Here is an 18,229-nt window from a genome sequence, read left to right on the forward strand (position 1 = left end):
TTTTGCACTTAACAGAAAAAAAGAGAGCACTATTATATCATATCAGCTTTTGGCTAAGCTATGTGGCATTTGGTGTAATCATGAAAGCTTCGAGGGATCCAGATTATACTGTTAATATCGGGACAAATTTAATTTTAGATGTATTCCTAATAAATTTCCCTACTTTATTTGCATTTTATGCAAGCTGGTACACTTACTCAAAATATTTACAGCCAATAAACTTAACCAAGCTAAGTTTATTATTACTTATTATATTTATTGTTTATACCGTACTTTGGTATCTCATCGATTACTGGATTGCACCTAAATTAAGTATCATTTATGTCCTTTCAGAATTTAAGTTAATTCAATTTATAGCATCAATACTCTATATTTTTATCCAATGGAGTCTTATAGCTTTTGGCTTTCAATACTTTAAGAAAACCCTCAACAATGAAAAATTACTAAGAATATTACAAAACGAAAAATTAGAAATTGAATATGCCTTTTTAAGGGCTCAGATAAATCCACATTTTTTAAATAATACGTTAAACTTTTTTTATGCTAAATCATTGCCGTTATCTGAGGAGCTATCGAATGGAATTATGACTTTATCGGAGATTATGCGCTATTCGTTACAAATGGATCAAAATAATCAGTTGATGCCCCTTAATGACGAAATAGAACATATTAGAAACATTATCAATATTAATCAATTGCGCTTTAACAATAGCCTTCATATAAATTTAACAGTTGAGGGGGATATACAAGATGCTACAATTGCTCCCCTAACCTTAGTTACACTTCTCGAAAACATATTAAAACATGGAGATTGTACACAGCATGATGCCAAAGCAATGATTAATTTAAAAATTGCTGAAGATAACACCCTCACAATTATAGCTTTTAACAAGAAAAATAACACGCTAAGTGAAACTTCTCATGGAACCAGTCTTGAAAATTTACAAAAACGGCTTAAAAGTTACTATGGAAAAAAATTCAATTTAAATATAAATGATCAAGATATTTTTTATGAATTGAATTTAAAAATCCCGATTAAAAAATGATAAATAAATTGAATTTTCTAAAAAAACATCGTTTAATATTTTATCATATCGGCTTTTGGCTGACTTATATTATGCTTAGCATTCTAGCTGGTTTTTTTACTTCGCCTAAGACTTATTCGACTGGTATATTTTATTTCTTTTTCACTTATTTACCCGATATATATGCATTTTATTTATGTTGGTGTATTTATACGCTATATACCTATCCTTTAAAAACACGATCCTTAATTATCAGCTTAATTTTAGCTCATGCCTCTTATGCTGTTTTTTGGTACATCACCGCGTATTACATTCGACCTTTCGTTTGGACGGATGGCCCTACGCCCCGGCTTTTTAAATTCTTCGATTTTATAACCCTAAACTTATACATGTTTATTAAATATGCACTTTTATCCTTTAGTATGTTTTATTTCCGTCAATCCATAAAACGTGAAATAGAATTGAGAATAATCGAAAAAGAAAAATTTGATACAGAAAATGCTTTTCTCCGTGCGCAAATTAATCCACACTTTTTAAACAACACCCTCAATTTCTTCTTTGCAAAATCGTTACCCTTATCTCAAGAGCTTGCTGATGGTATTATGACGCTGAGTGAAATTATGCGTTATTCATTAGAGATCGACAAAGACGACCATATGACCTTGATTGATGAAGAGATTGGACACATTAATAATGTAATTAAAATAAATCAACTGCGTTTTAACCATAAACTGCAGATCGATTTTAAAATTGAGGGAAGCACCCAGCATGTGAGGATCATCCCCCTAATATTGATTACTGTAGTTGAGAATATATTAAAACATGGCAATTGTACAGATAAAAATTACCCTGTTAAAATTTTCTTAAACATTAATGAAGCAGATAGTTATGTGTATTTAAACACGTATAATCTAAAGAAAAAGGGGCCAAAGGAACTTTCGAGTGGAATCGGTTTGAATAACATTAAAAAAAGACTCATCCATCATTATAATAAAAATTTTATCCTAAACATTACTGAAAGTGAAAGCGATTATTTATTAGATCTGAGTATTCCTTTTAGTCCAGTCGGTAACCAAAATAAATCGGTTACGAAAATAAAGCTTTTGGAACAACTACACTTGCAAACAATTAAACCTCAACCATACGCCACATGATTAACTGCATTATTGTTGATGACGAAGACCATGCCATTGAAGTAATACAACATTACCTAAAATCTGTTGCGGCAATACAGATCACCGCAACATTCATCAATCCGATTGATGCCCTGAGTTTTTTAAGCAGTAACCCGGTAGATCTCATTTTTTTGGATATTCATATGCCAGAGATATCGGGCATTGATTTCATCCAAACGATGAACAACAAAGATGTGCAGGTGATACTTACCACTGCCTATAAAGAGTTTGCCACTGCAGGTTTTGATCTTGATGTGGTTGATTATTTAGTTAAGCCTATTCCTTTGCCCCGTTTTTTACAAGCCATAAACAAGGCTCAAAAGATTATTAACACTAAAAAAAACAGCACACCTGTTAGCCAGCAAGATGATGATTATTTCATGGTTAAAACAGAGGCTAAAGGTAAAATGCTAAAAATTAATATTGCCGAAATTGATTTTGTTGAAGGCATGAAAAATTATATTGCTTTTCACCATAATGGCATTAGAACGCTTGCGCTTCTAACCATGAAAGATGTAGAGGAAAGATTGCCCAAAGCGCAATTTATCCGTGTGCAGAAATCGTTTATAGTAGCGCTTAATAAAATCACCTCTATAGATGGAAACAGGATTATTTTAAAAGGAATTTCTGCGGAAATATTGATAGGAGAAACTTACCGCAAAGATTTTTTGGATATGATGAAACAAAAGCTGATCTCTTGAGCATTGAGCGAGAAGCAGGGAGCAGAGCGTACAGCGTTAGCCATTAAACAGATATATTTCTTCTAATACATATTGTAAATCTGCGGCTTTTTCAGCGAAATCTGCGGGAAACAATTTTTAATGCGATAACAAGTCATTGTCATTTTGGAATAGCTAAATTTTAACCACAATAACCCTATAATTAACTCGTCTTACTATTCCATAACACAGTCAAACGTTTGCTCTATTTTCTTTACAGAATAATGGAATTGCCTACCCCAAAAAGCATTATCTTTGTCCAAATCATAAAAAATAAAATATGCTTAAAGGATTTTTTAACGTACCTACCCCGGTTAACGAGCCCATTAATAGCTATGCGCCAGGCACAAAAGAACGTTCGCTTTTAAAAGAGGCTATTGCCGAGGCGCGTTCTAAACAATTGGATATTCCGATGTTTATTGGCGGACAAGAGGTACATACTCAAAATAAAAAGAAAGTAGTAGCTCCACACGATCATCAACATGTACTGGCGACCTTTAGTTATGGCGATAAAAGCCATGTAAAACAGGCCATAGATGCTGCTTTGGCTGCCAAGGCAGATTGGGAAGCTTTAGCCTGGGAGCATAGGGCCGCTATTTTTATGAAAGCTGCTGATTTGACTGCTACAAAGTACCGTTACCAAATAAATGCAGCAACCATGCTTGGGCAAAGTAAAAATGCCTATCAGGCTGAAATTGATGCCGCTTGTGAGTTGGTTGATTTCTTGCGTTTTAATGTAAGTTATATGCAGGATATTTATGGTCAACAGCCGCCAGTATCGCCAAATGGCATGTGGAACAGAACAGAACAACGTCCTTTAGAGGGTTTTATATTCGCTTTAACGCCTTTCAACTTTACCGCAATTGCTGGTAATTTACCTGCTTGTGTAGCCATGATGGGTAATGTGGTGGTTTGGAAGCCTGCTGATACGCAAGTTTATGCAGCCAATGTAATTATGCAGATTTTCCGCGAAGCAGGCTTACCTGACGGCGTAATTAATCTTATTTTTGCAGATGGTCCTGAAGTTGGCGATGTGGTTTTTAATCATGCTGATTTTGCAGGCATTCACTTTACCGGCTCAACAAAAGTTTTTCAGGAAATTTGGAAAACAATTGGAACAAACATCCATAAATATAAATCCTATCCACGTATTGTTGGCGAAACTGGTGGCAAAGATTTTATCCTGGTTCACCCGAGTGCAGACGTTGCCGCTTCGGTTACTGCAATTGTTAGGGGCGCGTTCGAATATCAGGGACAAAAATGTTCTGCTGCTAGCCGTACTTATATCCCACAAAGCCTGTGGCCTGAGATTAAAAAATTAATGATCAGAGATTTAGCTTCATTTAAAATGGGTGGAACTGAAGATTTCAGCAATTTCATTAATGCTGTAATTGATGAACGTTCTTTCGATAAACTGGCTAAATATATTGATCAGGCTAAAAAAGATAAAGGAGTTGAAGTTATTGCCGGTGGTAATTATGATAAGCGTAAAGGTTATTTCATAGAACCAACTGTTTTAGTGGTTGATGATCCGAAATATACCACCATGTGTGAAGAACTTTTTGGCCCGGTATTATCTGTATACGTATACCAAGATGAAGAATTCGACCAGATTTTAGAAGTAATTGATACCACTTCACCTTATGCTTTAACAGGAGCTATTTTATCACAAGATAGGTATGCTATAGAGAAAGCCAGTTACGCATTACGCAACTCAGCTGGTAATTTTTACATTAACGATAAATGTACAGGTGCCGTAGTTGGGCAACAGCCATTTGGTGGCGCCAGAGGATCAGGCACAAACGATAAAGCTGGTGCAATGATTAATTTGTTGCGCTGGGTTTCTCCACGGACTATTAAGGAAACTTTTAATCCGCCAACTGATTACCGTTATCCGTTTTTAGCAGAAGATTAATATTAAATATAAGGCCAAGCATTACACTGTTTGGCCTTTTTTATGCACATATAGTCCTCGTTTGTCACAAAGTGATTCCTATGGAACAACGAGGATTATGAAGAAAAGTGATTGTATTTCTTAATTTATACTCCACATTAAAAATGTGGCTCTCGTGCACCCTTGTTATAAACGAGACGATTGTATTAATTTTAAAAAACATAAACACCTTTTCTAACTATGAACCACAAATTTTTACTTTCTCTTATTGTCTGTTTTGCAAGCTTTAATTTTTATGCCACAGCACAAAAGAAACCCAATGTAATTATCATCTATGCCAACGATTTAGGTTATGGCGACCTCAGCTGTTATGGCGCAACAAAAATAAAAACCCCAAATATTGACGCATTGGCAAAACAAGGGCTACGATTTACCAATGGTCACGCAACCGCATCTACCTGTACACCATCGCGCTATTCCTTAATGACGGGAAGATATGCATGGCGTAAAAAAGGAACAGGTGTTTTGCCCGGCGATGCTGCATTGATTATCCCAACAGATAATAGTTCTCTACCATCAATTTTTCAGCAAGCCGGATATAAAACAGGTCTCGTTGGCAAATGGCACTTAGGTTTAGGCAATGCAGTAGAAAAAGACTGGAACAAAGAAGTAAAGCCCGGGCCAAAAGAAGTAGGTTTCGATTATTCGTTTATTTTGCCGGCTACGGCAGATAGGGCGCTAACAGTTTTTATGGAAAATCAATTGGTAGTAGGTTTAGATCCTAACGATCCGATTACAGTTGATTATAAAAACCCAGTCGGTACTGATCCAACAGGAAAAGATTCACCCAGAACTGTTAAAAATGCCTGCTGAAGCTAATCATGGGCACAACCAAACCATTGTAAACGGTATTGGCCATATTGGTTATATTCAGGGAGGCAAACTTGCCCGCTGGACTGATGAGGAAATTCCGTTTACCTTTTTAACCAAAGCAAAAAATTTTATCGAAGATCATAAACAAGAGCCGTTTTTCCTGTATTATGCTTTAACAGAACCGCATGTACCGCGTTTACCTGCCACCATGTTTAAAGGGAAAAGTGAATTGGGCAATCGTGGTGATGTAATTTTACAACTCGATTGGGCAGTTGGCGAAATAATAAAACAATTAAAATACCTGGGCCTTGATAAAAATACGATGATCATTTTCAGTAGCGACAACGGTCCTGTAATTATGGATGGCTACGAAGATCAGGGTTTCGAAAAATTAAACGGCCATACACCTGCAGCTAGTTTACGTGGAGGTAAATACAGCATTTTAGAAGGCGGTACACGCGAACCTTTTATTATTTCGTGGCCAGCAAAAATTAAACCAGGCGTTTCTGGAGCCTTAGTTTCACAGATTGATTTTTTGGCCTCTTTTGCCAGCTTTTTCAATGTAGAAAGCAAAAATGCAATTGACAGTAAAAATGTGTGGGATGCTTTTACCGGAAAAGACCAAAAAGGCCGTAATTTCTTTATCGAACAGAATGACCAACTGGCAATTGTTAAAGATAACTGGAAATATATCAGGCCATCAAGAGGAGAAGCTTTTTATAAGCTTACCCATACCGATAGTGGAAACCTACCTACAGCGCAACTGTATAACTTAAATGATGATTTGGGCGAAAAGAATAACCTTGCCCTAAAATATCCTGAAAAGGTGAAAGAATTGGAAACTTTATTAAGTACCGAATTAAGTACCGAAGAAGCGAAAGCTAAATAAAACAGATCGGTTGATCGATTTCCCTGACCAACTCGATTTATACAACACCAATTTAAAGATGCAAAACCAATCTTCTTTTATACTGTTTTATATCAATAGCTTAAAAGAAGATCATGGAAAACACAAAAGATAACAACAAAAATCTGGGCAATAAAAACGCTGATAACGGTGCCGATAAAAACAATATGCCCGATCAGCAGGTGCCGCGCCACCGGAGCAACGATAACGAAAAGAAAAATAGTGTTCAAACTGAAGCGGGTAACCTCGGCAGAGATTTCGGAATGGGCGATTTTGGTTCGGAAGAAGCAAGAACAGATGCCGAAAAAGGCAATAAGGGAGAAGCTGGAAATATGCCCAATACCGCAGAAAAATAAAAGCCCCCGATGTAAAATCGGGAGCTTTTCCTAACAACTAAAAAATAGCACTTATTATGGTGCTTTTATCCTACTTTAAACGCAGGGGCAACATCATCAAGACAAGTACAGGTTACTTTTAAGTCTTTAATGATTCCTGTTTTTAAACTGTAAACCCAGGCATGTACCGCTAACTCCTGGCCACTGGCCCAGGCACTTTGTACAATTGATGTATTGGTTACATTTGCAGCGCCCTCAATGGCATTTAATTCAACTAAGCGGTCAAAACGCTGATCGGGATCTTTGGTTGTTGCCATTTCACGTTCGTGCGTACGGTATACATCGCGGATATTTCTCAACCAGTTATCAATAATTCCAACCTGTTTATTGCCTAATGCAGCTTTCACGCCACCGCAGCCATAATGACCACAAACGATAACGTGTTTAACCTTTAATACATTAATAGAATAATCCAGCACTGAAAGTAAATTCATATCGGTATGCACCACCACATTGGCGATGTTTCTATGTACAAAAATATCGCCTGGTCTGGTGTTGGTGATCTGGTTTGCAGGTACACGGCTATCAGAGCAACCAATCCACAAGACCGGTGGGTTCTGACCTTCAGAAAGTTTATCAAAAAAGGTAGGATCATTGTCCATCGTATCTTTAACCCAGTCCTTATTGCCTTGTAACAGACTTTCGTATGTTATATCTTTCGTATCTATTGTTTTTGCGCACATATTTATAACTTATTAATATCTTCTTCTACTTTTATATTTAATTTTGGTACTGTATAATGTTTTTGGATGTTCTCCAACATTACAATAATACCTTTTGTATAGGCATTATGTTTGTAATTATAAATGGTTTCCAATACATCAGGATCTATATACCTGGCATTCGAACCATCAATAATTACGTTTGTTTCTTTCGGAATATTTGTTAAAACTACTTGTATCGCTGCTTTGTTCAGAAAAGAAACTTCTTCTGCCAATTTAATTCTGATATGTTTTTTGTCGCCTTCGTTCGTAATTCTATAAAAGAACGGGTTACGCATATTGGTACGCAATAAATAGAAAATCGAAACCAACATACCAACAGCCACGCCTTTTAACAGATCGGTAAATAAAACTGCTACAACCGTAACCACAAATGGAACAAACTGGTCCCATCCTTTATGGTACATGTGCTTAAATAAACTGATGCGCGTTAATTTATAACCCGTTACCAAAAGAATGGCAGCCAAACACGACAACGGAATCATGTTAATTAAACCTGGGATAAACAGTAATGATAACAATAGCCAGCTGCCGTGAAAAATAGCCGACATTTTCGTTCTACCACCAGCATTTACATTTGCCGAACTACGAACAATTACCGATGTCATAGGTAAACCACCAACCATACCACTGGTGATGTTGCCTAAACCCTGGGCGATTAATTCTCTGTTTGTTGGCGATACACGTTTAATTGGATCTATTTTATCAACTGCCTCTATGCTTAATAAAGTTTCTAAACTTGCCACAACAGCAATAGTTGCAGCTGTTATATAAACATTTTTATTAGCCAACTGAGAGAAATCGGGCATGGTAAACAGGCCTAAAAACTCGCCAAAACCACTTACCACTGGAATTTTCACCATCTGATCGGCACGTAGTGGATGATCGGTACCAGCAAAAAGTATAGTTCCAAGAACACCTAAAGTTACTACCAATAATGGTGCGGGTACAACCGCTAGTTTTGGAAATTTAGGCCAAACAATCAGTATAGCTATCGATAATAAACTGATAACCACCGCAGCCAAACTAAAATGGCTTACTGCTGCTGTAATCGCAGAAAAAGTATTTTCGTGATCTTGCTGAAAGAATCCTTCGTCGCCACTGAAATTGGTATCAACACCCAATGCATGTGGCAACTGTTTTAAAATCAAAATCAATCCGATGGCTGCAAGCATCCCCTCAATTACACTCGATGGGAAGTAATTACCAATGGTTCCGGCTTTAACCAGTCCTAGAATCATCTGGAATACCCCTGCCAATACAACAGCGAGTAAAAAGGTTTGATAACTCCCCAAAGATGTTATGGCACCCAAAACAATAACGGTTAAACCCGCTGCCGGGCCACTAACGCTCAATTGCGATCCACTGAAAGAGGCAACCACTACCCCTCCAATAATACCAGTGATTAAACCAGCAAATAACGGTGCACCTGAGGCCAGTGCAATACCTAAACACAATGGCAAAGCCACTAAAAACACTACAATACTTGCAGGTAAATCTTTCTTTAAATTCTTTTTAAGAATATATTTCTTCACGTCCGAACCTGAAAAGGCCGGGTTAAACTTTTGCATAACGATATAATTATCTAGTAAATTTTAACGAATAAATCGCGGAGGAATCTTAAAAGCGATCAAGGAACAAGCATATCGTATAAATATTTAACACAACATACCCGCTCAAGTTACTGATTGCAATAAGTTACCCCAATAAAAAAGACTAAATAAAGTTAGGCGGCGGTGTTGGTACCGTAGGGTGATATGGATCTACATATCTTTTGAAATGTTCGATGAAACTGCTCTTCAGAAAGAAATGGCTTGAAGAGAATTCGTAAGAAAAGATAGGATGATTAAGTTCAACGAATTTGAAGTCGGTAAATTTTGCAGTGTCTTTGGCGGTATCTTTTCCGCCCTCATGCTCTAACTCGATTTGCATGATTACAGCGTTCATAATTTCCTTATCAATACTCGTACAAAATACCGGCGCACCAGATATACCCATCTTCGCCATGAAGATGAACATGAATGAGGCAACGATTAAATACTTGTATTTCCTTAAAAACATCTAAAATCCTAATGTTGTTTTAATACTAACGGCTACAAAAATAAACGGATTATTGGTTTTTCAATGCTTTAAGCTGTAAAAAAAATGTAATATAACAGAAAGGCGATTACATTCGACATAAAAAGCTGTTTCTTGCACTGATCTAGGTTAGGTAAACCCGATTATCGGGAAGAGCTTCCGATCCTTCATCGGGACTCGTACCAAAAAGCGGGACCCAACCTGCCAAAAGCCCAGAACCAACCGTTTCCTATAACCTCAGTTCGATTATTAATCTACCCTTTAAGGAATAATCTTTAGGCTTTTTTGCATTTTATCGTCACCCTGACCTGTAGCGCAGCGGAAAGCTACGCAGTAAATTTATTTCAGGGTCTTAATGGGCAGAAAGATGCTGATCCCGAACATTCGGGACAGCATGACGATCGCGACTCTAGCCAGCCATCTGCTTTACTCAACATCGCATGCTGGACCAGGATAAAATAACACCTCGTTTACCTTGTATTACCGCTAGTAATTTTTAATTTTAAAATCTCGTAGCGTTGCAATGGACAAAAAAATAGCATTACTTAAAGATAAAATCAACCAGGCAAACCTTGGCGGTGGACAGACCAGAATCGACAGTCAGCATAAAAAAGGTAAACTTACAGCCCGCGAGCGCATTCATTTTTTAATGGATGAAGGAAGTTTCGAAGAAATTGGCATGATGGTTACGCACCGAAGTACTGACTTTGGAATGGAACGCGAAAAATATCTTGGTGATGGTGTAGTAACGGGCTATGGAACAATTAATGGTAGGTTAACTTATGTATTTTCTCAGGATTTCACCGTGTTTGGAGGTTCACTCTCCGAAACCCATGCAGAGAAAATTTGCAAGCTTATGGATATGGCCATGAAAAATGGTGCTCCACTGATCGGTTTAAATGATAGTGGCGGTGCCCGTATTCAGGAAGGGGTTGTTTCTTTGGGCGGCTATGCCGATATCTTTTATAAAAATGTACAGGCTTCGGGTGTAATTCCGCAGCTATCGGCCATTATGGGGCCATGCGCAGGTGGAGCTGTTTATTCGCCGGCCATTACCGATTTTATTTTAATGGTAGAAAATACTTCTTATATGTTTGTTACGGGCCCAAATGTGGTTAAAACGGTAACGCACGAAGAAGTAACCTCAGAAGAATTAGGAGGTGCCAGCACACATGCTACAAAATCGGGCGTTACCCATTTTGCCTGTGCCAACGAAATTGAGGCGATTAACCATGTAAAGAAACTACTGCGCTATATGCCGCAAAACTGTGAGGAAATAGCCGATCATTTACCTTATGAAACAGCTGATGAAAGCCGACCAGAATTAAACACTTTTATGCCAGAAAACGCTTCACAACCTTACGATATACGTGAAGTGATTTCTGCCGTGGCCGATATGGACAGCTTTTTAGAAGTGCATGCAGCTTATGCTGAAAATATTGTGGTAGGCTTTGCCCGCCTTGCAGGGAGAAGTATCGGTATCGTAGCCAATCAGCCCGCTTATTTGGCAGGCGTTTTAGATAGCAATTCTTCTACCAAGGCAGCACGTTTTGTCCGCTTTTGCGATTGCTTTAATATTCCATTATTGGTATTTGAAGATGTTCCAGGATTTTTGCCGGGTACAGATCAGGAGTGGAATGGCATTATCACCAATGGTGCAAAATTATTATACGCTTTTAGCGAGGCTACTGTACCACGTATTACTGTAATTACGAGGAAGGCTTATGGTGGCGCTTATGATGTGATGAACAGCAAACATATTGGTGCAGATATGAACTACGCCTGGCCAAGTGCAGAAATTGCTGTAATGGGTGCTAAAGGTGCTGCAGAAATTATTTTTAAAAGAGAAATTACTTCAGCAGAAAACCCTGAAGAGAAATGGTTGGAGAAAGAAAAATTATATTCAGATATCTTCGCAAATCCTTATCGCGCGGCCGAACGCGGCTTTGTTGATGAGGTGATTGAACCAGCCCAAACCCGTGCAAAGTTGATAAAAGCCTTTAAGATGTTGGAAAATAAGGTGGTGAATAATCCAAGAAAGAAACATGGAAATATACCTTTGTAGAATATAGTCCATAGTCATTGGTCCATAGTCTGAGAGGATATCAATCTCGGCCATCAAGACTCATGACTGAGGACTTCCGACTTAATACTAAATGCAGAGTACTCAGAAATTATCACGCGCCGATATCCTCCTCATGGCTTTTTGCACAGGCCTGATTGTTGCAAATATTTATTACTGCCAACCACTGGTGATCTTAATTGCGAAAGATTTTAACCTCACCGAAACCGATGCAGGAAAAATCACCTACCTCACGCAGATTGGCTATGCCCTGGGTCTTTTTCTTTTAGTGCCGCTGGGCGATATGTTTGAGCGTAAAAAACAGATCCTTGTGATTACTGGCCTGGCTATTCTGGCGCTGTTGATCGCTGCTGTTTCGCATACCTTCTTTGTATTAGAAGTTGCTTCTGTCTTGATCGGAGGCTGTTCTATCGTCCCCCAATTGATTTTGCCCTTAGCGGCTAATTTAAGCACCGATGAAAATCGTGGGGCCAATATTGGGATGATTATGAGTGGTTTGCTGGTCGGAATTTTAGCTTCGCGGGCGGTAAGTGGCAGTATTGGCTTTTGGCTAGGTTGGAGAGCCGTTTATTATATTGCAGCCGGAATTTGTGGCCTGCTTATTCTTTTAATGGCCAAGCGTTTTCCACCAAGTTATCCTGCCTTTAAAGGCACCTACAAAGAACTCATGCGTTCGATGTTCAGTTACATTAAAACCCAACCTGCCTTAAGGGAGACTTCGATTATTAACTTCCTGGCTTTCGCCATTATTAGCGCATTTTGGACTACAATGGTATTGTTTCTGGCTAACCCACCCTTTAATTTCCAAACCCTGCAGATTGGGTTATTTGGAATTGCTGGCGCAGCAGGCGCATTGGCAGCGCCATTGGTTGGAAAGTTAAGCGATGGCAACAATCCACGCAAGAACTTAATGATTGGTTTTATATTACAAATCGTTAGTATCGCCTTGTTTTATTTTACTGGCAGCCATTTATACCTGTTTGTAATTGGCATTGTACTTATAGACATCGGTCAGCAAGCTATACACGTAACCAACCAGACCCGAATTTACAACCTAATACCAGAGGCCAGAAACAGACTGAACACCATTTTTATGTCGGTTAGTTTTATTGGTGCCAGCTGTGGCTCAGCTTTGGGTTTGTGGCTTTGGGACCAAGGTGGATGGGCATTATTCTGTTATGGAATGACAGGAATAATTGTCCTTAATATCTTAATTTATCAGTTCTACGGGAGAAAAAACAAATAACTAATCAATAAAAATTTAATGAAATCTAAAAACACAAGGCTTTAGCTTTTTATATAATTATGGTTCAAATTGAACAAATATTCCCTTCTCTAACCTGGCGGATCAGGCATGAGGCCATGTATCCAGAATTACCATTTGATAGCGTAAAGCTTCCCGATGATTTTGAAGGCATCCATTTTGGATTATACCTCGATCATAAGTTAACTGGAGTAGTTTCTTTATTTCATGACGGGGATGTTTATCAATTCCGTAAACTTGCCATTCTACCCGATACTCAAAAGGCAGGTTATGGCTCGCAACTAATGGCCTATATCCTTGATTTTTGTAAAATTCAAAAAGCGACAAAACTATGGTGCAACGCACGTGTAAATGCTAAGGAATTTTATTTTAAATTTGGCTTCCACGAAACCGATAAAACCTTTTTTAAAGATGGTTACGATTTTGTAGTAATGGAAAAAGAACTTTAAATTACCAACCGTCATGCTGATCCTATTGCTATCGGATTTAGTTCAGCATCTCATTAATCAGATCCTGAATCAAGTTCAGGATGACGAATAATTATAGAATAATATTATGGCTAAGAAAAAAGACGACGAAAAGAAAAAACATGTTGCTGTGGTAACTAAAAAATCGCTACAGTTTCTAGAAGAATACATCAATAATCCTGCGCCTACCGGTTACGAATGGGAAGGGCAAAAACTTTGGTTAAACTATTTAAAACCATATATCGACGAACACTTTATCGATAACTACGGTACCGCTGTAGGTGTTATTAACCCTAAAGCTGCTTTTAAAGTAGTTATAGAAGCACATGCCGATGAAATTTCCTGGTATGTAAATTACATCACTGCAGATGGTTTAATATATGTAATCCGCAATGGCGGTTCAGATCATCAGATTGCGCCATCAAAACGTGTGAATATTCATACCGAAAAGGGATTGGTTAAAGCAGTATTCGGTTGGCCGGCAATCCATACCCGACATGGCGAAAAAGAACAGGCACCAGAATTAAAAAATATCTTTTTAGACTGTGGCTGCACTTCAAAAGAAGAAGTAGAAAAATTGGGCATTCACGTAGGCTGTGTAATTACCTACGAAGATGAGTTTATGGTTTTGAACGACCGCTATTATGTTGGCCGTGCCTTAGACAACCGCGTTGGTGGCTTTATGATTGCCGAAGTAGCACGTTTATTAAAAGAAAACAAGAAAAAACTTCCTTTCGGCTTATACATTGTAAACTCTGTACAGGAAGAAATCGGTTTACGTGGTGCCGAGATGATTGCCCAGCGCATTAAACCCAATGTGGCCATTATTACCGATGTAACACACGATACCACTACGCCAATGATTAACAAAAACATTCAAGGCGATTTATCAGCCGGTAAAGGCCCCGTGGTTTCGTATGCGCCAGCTGTTCAAACCAATTTAAATAAATTATTAATTAAAACTGCTGAGAAAAACCACATTCCATTCCAACGCCAGGCATCTTCGCGTTCTACCGGAACCGATACCGATGCTTTTGCCTATTCGAATGGCGGCGTACCATCAGCATTAATTTCGCTGCCATTACGCTATATGCATACTACCGTAGAAATGGTACATAAAGAAGATGTTGATAATGTAATCAGCTTGATTTATGAAAGCTTATTGAACATTACCGACGGTCAGGATTTCAGAGAGTTTAAATAATGGAAAAAGTAAATCACCAAAAGATCATCATCAGCACTTTGCTAAAGGTTTTGCTAATGATTGTTATTATTTTCATTCTTAACTCCTGGCCAAACATTAAACAGAGTTTTAGTGGTAATGTGCCAGCATTTAGTTATTGGCTTGATCATAGTTTCAAAATAAGTAATATCATTCTCATCTTAGGATTTGGTGGTTATTTTTACTATAAAGATTTGAGTGATCAAAAAGAACTGATAGAAAAGTCAAAAAACACCAATCAGCATTAATTATTCCCAAATAAGTCAAGTTTTAAAGCTTGACTTATTTTTTGCCTGCTCGGGCAACTACGCTAAACCATCCTACCTTTTGCTCCCCATTTATTTAAACCGCTGAGTACTAAGTTTATTTTTATTAATACTCAAAATTTTTTTACATTGTTTATGTAATTTCCCCAAATAGTTTATCCTTTATTTTATGAGTACAAATAAGAAAAATATTGATCTATCCATTATCTGCGATGATCATTGGGATGTGGTGTTCGACCACTTAGGCCTTGGTTTTTGGGAGTTAAGCATAGCAACGGGTATACTCCGTTCAACCTGGTCATTTAAGAAAAGCCTAGGTTGCCCGCCAGATGGGGTTTTAAGTTATGAAAAGGTTTTAGGTTTAATTCTACCAGAAGACCTTGACCACGTTCAGGATGAAATTGAACTCACGGTTTCGAGAGAAAAAACCAGTTACCACACGGTACACAGAATTTGCCGGCCTGACGGAGAAATTAGATGGATTAAAGCCGACGGAATACTATCCCACAGGACGGCGAATGCTTAAAATTAATAGGAACAATTTTGGATATAACCGATTTAAAGAATAAGCCGCAATAATATTAAACCTCGCTTAGTTCAATCCACACCGGACCGTGATCGCTTGTTTTTTCCCAGCCCCTCACTTGTTTATCTACTCCTGCAGATTTTAAGCGATCACTAACTTGAGGACTCAATAAAAAATGATCAATTCTTAATCCCGCATCTCTACCATATGCATTCCTGAAATAATCCCAAAAGGTATATATCGTTTCGGTAGGGTATAATTTTCTGATCGCATCTGTCCAGCCTTGCGCCATTAAATTTTGAAATGCCAAACGCGTTTCAGGACGCTAAACCGTCTGATACTTCTGCAACAACCTTGATGCCTTCGTGTTTTTCTATAAGTGCTTTAAGTGAGGTCCGGATAATATGGTGATCATCCGCAAGAATAATGTTAATCATAACTCAAATATAACTTACACTGTTTTAAAATTAAAAAAGGCTACTTAGGCAGCTCAATATAGAAGGTAGTTCCGGTACCAATTTTGCTTTTAAACCAGATTTTTCCCTGGTGCAACTCAACAATTGCTTTGATTATTCCCATGCCAAATCCTCCCGATTCTTCGCCTTTCAAACCTGGTCTTAAAGTTTCGGGCAAATGATCAAAAAGGCCGGCCTGCAACTCATCTGGAATTCCAACCCCATTATCGGCTACAGTAATTAAAACGGTACTTTCATATTCCTCGGCATGTAGAGTAATATTCCCATAATCGGCAGTAAATTTTATTGAATTTGAGATTAGATTATTGATTACCTGCATAAATTTCATGCTATCCAGGTGCAGGTAGATCTGTTCGGCAGAACTTGTAAATTTAATATTCTTCATTTTGCCTAGTTTCGATCGTTTGTAAAAACGAACCACATCTCTAAGTTCCCAGACCAAATCTGCCCGCTCCTTGCCGATTTCTATTACCGATGATTTTAAGAACTCCCGGTTAATCATGCTGCATACCAAAAGCAGGTTACGCTCACACATATCCAGAATAAAAGCTAGTGAGTTTATCATCTGCTCATCGCCTGTTTGAGCAATACCATTTTTCATAGATGAAGCAGTTAATTTCATCATGGCCAGCGGTTCTTTTAAATCGTGCGCCAATACTTCTAAGGTTATATTTTTCGGGCGTTTATTTGTTCAATATGGATTTTATTGTGGCGCATTATCGTGGTATCTTCTACTGTACCTACTAAACGCTTTACTTCCTCATCGACAACAGCAAACACAATTACCCGAACATATTTTTCTCTATCGGCAAATATTAACCGGAATTCATATTTTTTCTCCGTACCTTCTTCCAGGCATTCTTTGTAACAGGACATTACATGCGCAACATCTTCAGGATGTACCCGCGCTAAAAGTAGCTGAGGATTAGCCGCAATTTCATCAAGGCCAAGTTCCCAAATTTTACTTATCGATTTATTGAGGTATGAAAAATTTTGTGCCGTATAATCGAAAATAAAATACCCATCAACAGAGCGGTCGCCCAGGTTACAAAAAAGCTCTTTATTTAATTCGGCCATGATTTAATATCTGATAATTTGCCACTAAACAATGTAATTATATCATCGGCAGCAACCACATCACAAACATCGCACGCCCTAAAAAGTTTTAATCAAAAAACGCGTACAATATTTCATATGGGTACATGTAGATTACTCTTGATCCGTTTTTAGAGATATTAACATTTTCCACACGATGTGCAAAATTATTTTGCGGATCAAAACCAACTATTGCCTAAATTGTTAAGCATAAAAGAAAGATAAAAAAGTCCTGTGAGCGGGAGATCCGCGGAGGGCAGGCACACCATAGAGAAGACACTATTCTCCTTACCAATAGCCATCGCACAGGTGGCTATTTTTATTATGTAGGAACTATTTTAAAATCACCCTTTTGCCTGTTTGAGCTGATTTTTTCGCAGCCGCTAAAATTTTGACCACAATTAAATTATTCGGCAGTGATGATAAATCATTTGCTGGATTAATTTCTCCTTTTAAAACTGCAGATAGATAACTTAAATGGTTTGAATAAACTGGCTTCGATGTCTTAGCCTGATAAATTTTATAATCGTCCTTCCCATTATTCTTTAGCCTTAACGTTTTATCATTAACGGCCTGCATGTATCCGTTTGCACCAAATACTTCCATATCTTTTATGCTAAAGGGCCAATTCCACGATGCTTCGATAATTCCAGTAGCAGATGGGTACTCCAATAAAATTGTTGCATCGTCATCAACATTCGGATAAACTTCTTTTTTAATCTGATGGGTAATTGCGCTAACCGAAATCGGGGCTTTTCCATCCATTAACCAGGTCATTAAATTAGCACCATAGCAGCCAAATCTACCAATGCGCCTCCCCCGTTCTGATTCTATCGTGTGGACACATCTTTTGTTAATTCTATATTTGTTTTTTAGTAAACATTCATTATGCGGTCGTCATGCTGAATTTAGTTCAGCATCTTTTTTACCACTAGCGAGCTGGATTCAAAAGCTGTCGTTTTGAGTGTAAAAATGTTTATTATTTTTCCGCTCTATGCCGCGGTGGCATGGTAGTTTTTCGCAGATCATGTTATTTTTATT

20 protein-coding genes are annotated in these 18,229 nt (G+C 38.0%); 13 read left to right on the forward strand and 7 right to left on the reverse strand.

What is annotated here, in order from left to right; genetic code table 11:
- Window positions 1-2 precede the first annotated feature (2 nt).
- From AW17_RS07300 to AW17_RS07325, 7 genes are all read left to right on the forward strand, one after another.
- Window positions 3-1,046, forward strand: a complete 1,044-nt coding sequence (locus tag AW17_RS07300) for a sensor histidine kinase (protein ID WP_157280235.1) — start codon at window positions 3-5, stop codon at window positions 1,044-1,046.
- A gap of 368 nt (window positions 1,047-1,414) precedes the next feature.
- Window positions 1,415-2,179, forward strand: coding sequence for a sensor histidine kinase (locus AW17_RS07305; protein WP_167343647.1), 765 nt, complete (start codon window positions 1,415-1,417; stop codon window positions 2,177-2,179).
- Entirely contained in the window at window positions 2,176-2,901 is a 726-nt protein-coding gene (locus tag AW17_RS07310) for a LytR/AlgR family response regulator transcription factor (RefSeq protein WP_029275473.1), read from the forward strand. The genes AW17_RS07305 and AW17_RS07310 overlap by 4 nt, the downstream gene beginning before the upstream one ends.
- 298 nt (window positions 2,902-3,199) lie before the next feature.
- Entirely contained in the window at window positions 3,200-4,834 is a 1,635-nt protein-coding gene (pruA, locus tag AW17_RS07315) for an L-glutamate gamma-semialdehyde dehydrogenase (RefSeq protein WP_029275474.1), read from the forward strand.
- 219 nt (window positions 4,835-5,053) lie between these two features.
- Window positions 5,054-5,686, forward strand: a complete 633-nt coding sequence (locus AW17_RS24865) for a sulfatase-like hydrolase/transferase (protein WP_245235019.1) — start codon at window positions 5,054-5,056, stop codon at window positions 5,684-5,686.
- On the forward strand, window positions 5,613-6,575 hold the full coding sequence (locus AW17_RS24870; RefSeq protein WP_245235020.1) for a sulfatase-like hydrolase/transferase: 963 nt from the start codon (window positions 5,613-5,615) through the stop codon (window positions 6,573-6,575). The genes AW17_RS24865 and AW17_RS24870 overlap by 74 nt, the downstream gene beginning before the upstream one ends.
- Before the next feature lie 113 nt (window positions 6,576-6,688).
- Window positions 6,689-6,949 (forward strand): hypothetical protein, encoded by a 261-nt coding sequence (locus AW17_RS07325; protein ID WP_029275475.1) that lies wholly within the window; start codon window positions 6,689-6,691, stop codon window positions 6,947-6,949.
- A 65-nt stretch (window positions 6,950-7,014) separates the two neighbouring features.
- On the opposite strand, the gene can is transcribed toward AW17_RS07325, so the two are convergent.
- The 3 genes from can to AW17_RS07340 all read right to left on the reverse strand — a co-directional run bounded on the left by can (window position 7,015) and on the right by AW17_RS07340 (window position 9,771).
- Complete coding sequence (gene can / locus AW17_RS07330; RefSeq protein ID WP_029275476.1) at window positions 7,015-7,671, reverse strand: carbonate dehydratase; 657 nt, start codon at window positions 7,669-7,671, stop codon at window positions 7,015-7,017.
- A gap of 2 nt (window positions 7,672-7,673) precedes the next feature.
- On the reverse strand, window positions 7,674-9,281 hold the full coding sequence (locus tag AW17_RS07335) for a SulP family inorganic anion transporter (RefSeq protein ID WP_029275477.1): 1,608 nt from the start codon (window positions 9,279-9,281) through the stop codon (window positions 7,674-7,676).
- 145 nt (window positions 9,282-9,426) lie between these two features.
- The gene (locus tag AW17_RS07340; RefSeq protein WP_029275478.1) at window positions 9,427-9,771 is read right to left on the reverse strand and encodes a hypothetical protein; all 345 of its coding nucleotides are present in this window, start codon (window positions 9,769-9,771) and stop codon (window positions 9,427-9,429) included.
- Window positions 9,772-10,312: 541 nt separating this feature from the next.
- On the opposite strand from AW17_RS07340, the gene AW17_RS07345 reads away from it, so the two are divergent.
- The 6 genes from AW17_RS07345 to AW17_RS07370 all read left to right on the forward strand — a co-directional run bounded on the left by AW17_RS07345 (window position 10,313) and on the right by AW17_RS07370 (window position 15,617).
- Window positions 10,313-11,854 (forward strand): acyl-CoA carboxylase subunit beta, encoded by a 1,542-nt coding sequence (locus AW17_RS07345; protein WP_029275479.1) that lies wholly within the window; start codon window positions 10,313-10,315, stop codon window positions 11,852-11,854.
- A gap of 91 nt (window positions 11,855-11,945) precedes the next feature.
- On the forward strand, window positions 11,946-13,118 hold the full coding sequence (locus AW17_RS07350) for an MFS transporter (RefSeq protein ID WP_036669268.1): 1,173 nt from the start codon (window positions 11,946-11,948) through the stop codon (window positions 13,116-13,118).
- Between the two features lie 59 nt (window positions 13,119-13,177).
- Complete coding sequence (locus AW17_RS07355) at window positions 13,178-13,585, forward strand: GNAT family N-acetyltransferase (protein ID WP_029275481.1); 408 nt, start codon at window positions 13,178-13,180, stop codon at window positions 13,583-13,585.
- 106 nt (window positions 13,586-13,691) lie between these two features.
- Complete coding sequence (locus AW17_RS07360) at window positions 13,692-14,807, forward strand: M42 family metallopeptidase (protein ID WP_029275482.1); 1,116 nt, start codon at window positions 13,692-13,694, stop codon at window positions 14,805-14,807.
- A complete protein-coding gene (locus AW17_RS07365) occupies window positions 14,807-15,073 on the forward strand; it encodes a hypothetical protein (protein WP_029275483.1) in 267 nt (88 codons plus the stop codon). The genes AW17_RS07360 and AW17_RS07365 overlap by 1 nt, the downstream gene beginning before the upstream one ends.
- 187 nt (window positions 15,074-15,260) lie before the next feature.
- Entirely contained in the window at window positions 15,261-15,617 is a 357-nt protein-coding gene (locus AW17_RS07370) for a PAS domain-containing protein (RefSeq protein ID WP_029275484.1), read from the forward strand.
- A 55-nt stretch (window positions 15,618-15,672) separates the two neighbouring features.
- Here AW17_RS07370 and AW17_RS07375 read toward each other — a convergent pair whose 3' ends face one another.
- The 4 genes from AW17_RS07375 to AW17_RS07390 all read right to left on the reverse strand — a co-directional run bounded on the left by AW17_RS07375 (window position 15,673) and on the right by AW17_RS07390 (window position 17,953).
- A complete protein-coding gene (locus AW17_RS07375) occupies window positions 15,673-15,927 on the reverse strand; it encodes an exonuclease/endonuclease/phosphatase family protein (RefSeq protein WP_342421413.1) in 255 nt (84 codons plus the stop codon).
- A 167-nt stretch (window positions 15,928-16,094) separates the two neighbouring features.
- On the reverse strand, window positions 16,095-16,748 hold the full coding sequence (locus tag AW17_RS24875) for a sensor histidine kinase (protein WP_029275486.1): 654 nt from the start codon (window positions 16,746-16,748) through the stop codon (window positions 16,095-16,097).
- A gap of 11 nt (window positions 16,749-16,759) precedes the next feature.
- The gene (locus tag AW17_RS24880) at window positions 16,760-17,170 is read right to left on the reverse strand and encodes a PAS domain-containing protein (RefSeq protein WP_029275487.1); all 411 of its coding nucleotides are present in this window, start codon (window positions 17,168-17,170) and stop codon (window positions 16,760-16,762) included.
- 351 nt (window positions 17,171-17,521) lie between these two features.
- A complete protein-coding gene (locus AW17_RS07390) occupies window positions 17,522-17,953 on the reverse strand; it encodes a Gfo/Idh/MocA family protein (protein ID WP_157280237.1) in 432 nt (143 codons plus the stop codon).
- Window positions 17,954-18,229 lie beyond the last annotated feature (276 nt).

Origin of the sequence: Pedobacter borealis DSM 19626, from assembly GCF_000708285.2 — a bacterium.
Lineage (GTDB): Bacteria > Bacteroidota > Bacteroidia > Sphingobacteriales > Sphingobacteriaceae > Pedobacter > Pedobacter borealis.

Excerpts from the sequence above, each read along its gene's own strand:
- AW17_RS07305 (WP_167343647.1), top strand. The coding sequence starts at position 1,415 with ATGTTTATTAAATATGCACTTTTATCCTTTAGTATGTTTTATTTCCGT.
- AW17_RS07310 (WP_029275473.1), top strand. The coding sequence starts at position 2,176 with ATGATTAACTGCATTATTGTTGATGACGAAGACCATGCCATTGAAGTA.
- pruA (WP_029275474.1), top strand. The coding sequence starts at position 3,200 with ATGCTTAAAGGATTTTTTAACGTACCTACCCCGGTTAACGAGCCCATT.
- AW17_RS24865 (WP_245235019.1), top strand. The coding sequence starts at position 5,054 with ATGAACCACAAATTTTTACTTTCTCTTATTGTCTGTTTTGCAAGCTTT.
- AW17_RS07325 (WP_029275475.1), top strand. The coding sequence starts at position 6,689 with ATGGAAAACACAAAAGATAACAACAAAAATCTGGGCAATAAAAACGCT.
- can (WP_029275476.1), bottom strand. The coding sequence starts at position 7,671 with ATGTGCGCAAAAACAATAGATACGAAAGATATAACATACGAAAGTCTG.
- AW17_RS07335 (WP_029275477.1), bottom strand. The coding sequence starts at position 9,281 with ATGCAAAAGTTTAACCCGGCCTTTTCAGGTTCGGACGTGAAGAAATAT.
- AW17_RS07340 (WP_029275478.1), bottom strand. The coding sequence starts at position 9,771 with ATGTTTTTAAGGAAATACAAGTATTTAATCGTTGCCTCATTCATGTTC.
- AW17_RS07345 (WP_029275479.1), top strand. The coding sequence starts at position 10,313 with ATGGACAAAAAAATAGCATTACTTAAAGATAAAATCAACCAGGCAAAC.
- AW17_RS07350 (WP_036669268.1), top strand. The coding sequence starts at position 11,946 with ATGCAGAGTACTCAGAAATTATCACGCGCCGATATCCTCCTCATGGCT.
- AW17_RS07355 (WP_029275481.1), top strand. The coding sequence starts at position 13,178 with ATGGTTCAAATTGAACAAATATTCCCTTCTCTAACCTGGCGGATCAGG.
- AW17_RS07360 (WP_029275482.1), top strand. The coding sequence starts at position 13,692 with ATGGCTAAGAAAAAAGACGACGAAAAGAAAAAACATGTTGCTGTGGTA.
- AW17_RS07365 (WP_029275483.1), top strand. The coding sequence starts at position 14,807 with ATGGAAAAAGTAAATCACCAAAAGATCATCATCAGCACTTTGCTAAAG.
- AW17_RS07370 (WP_029275484.1), top strand. The coding sequence starts at position 15,261 with ATGAGTACAAATAAGAAAAATATTGATCTATCCATTATCTGCGATGAT.
- AW17_RS24880 (WP_029275487.1), bottom strand. The coding sequence starts at position 17,170 with ATGGCCGAATTAAATAAAGAGCTTTTTTGTAACCTGGGCGACCGCTCT.
- AW17_RS07390 (WP_157280237.1), bottom strand. The coding sequence starts at position 17,953 with ATGGATGGAAAAGCCCCGATTTCGGTTAGCGCAATTACCCATCAGATT.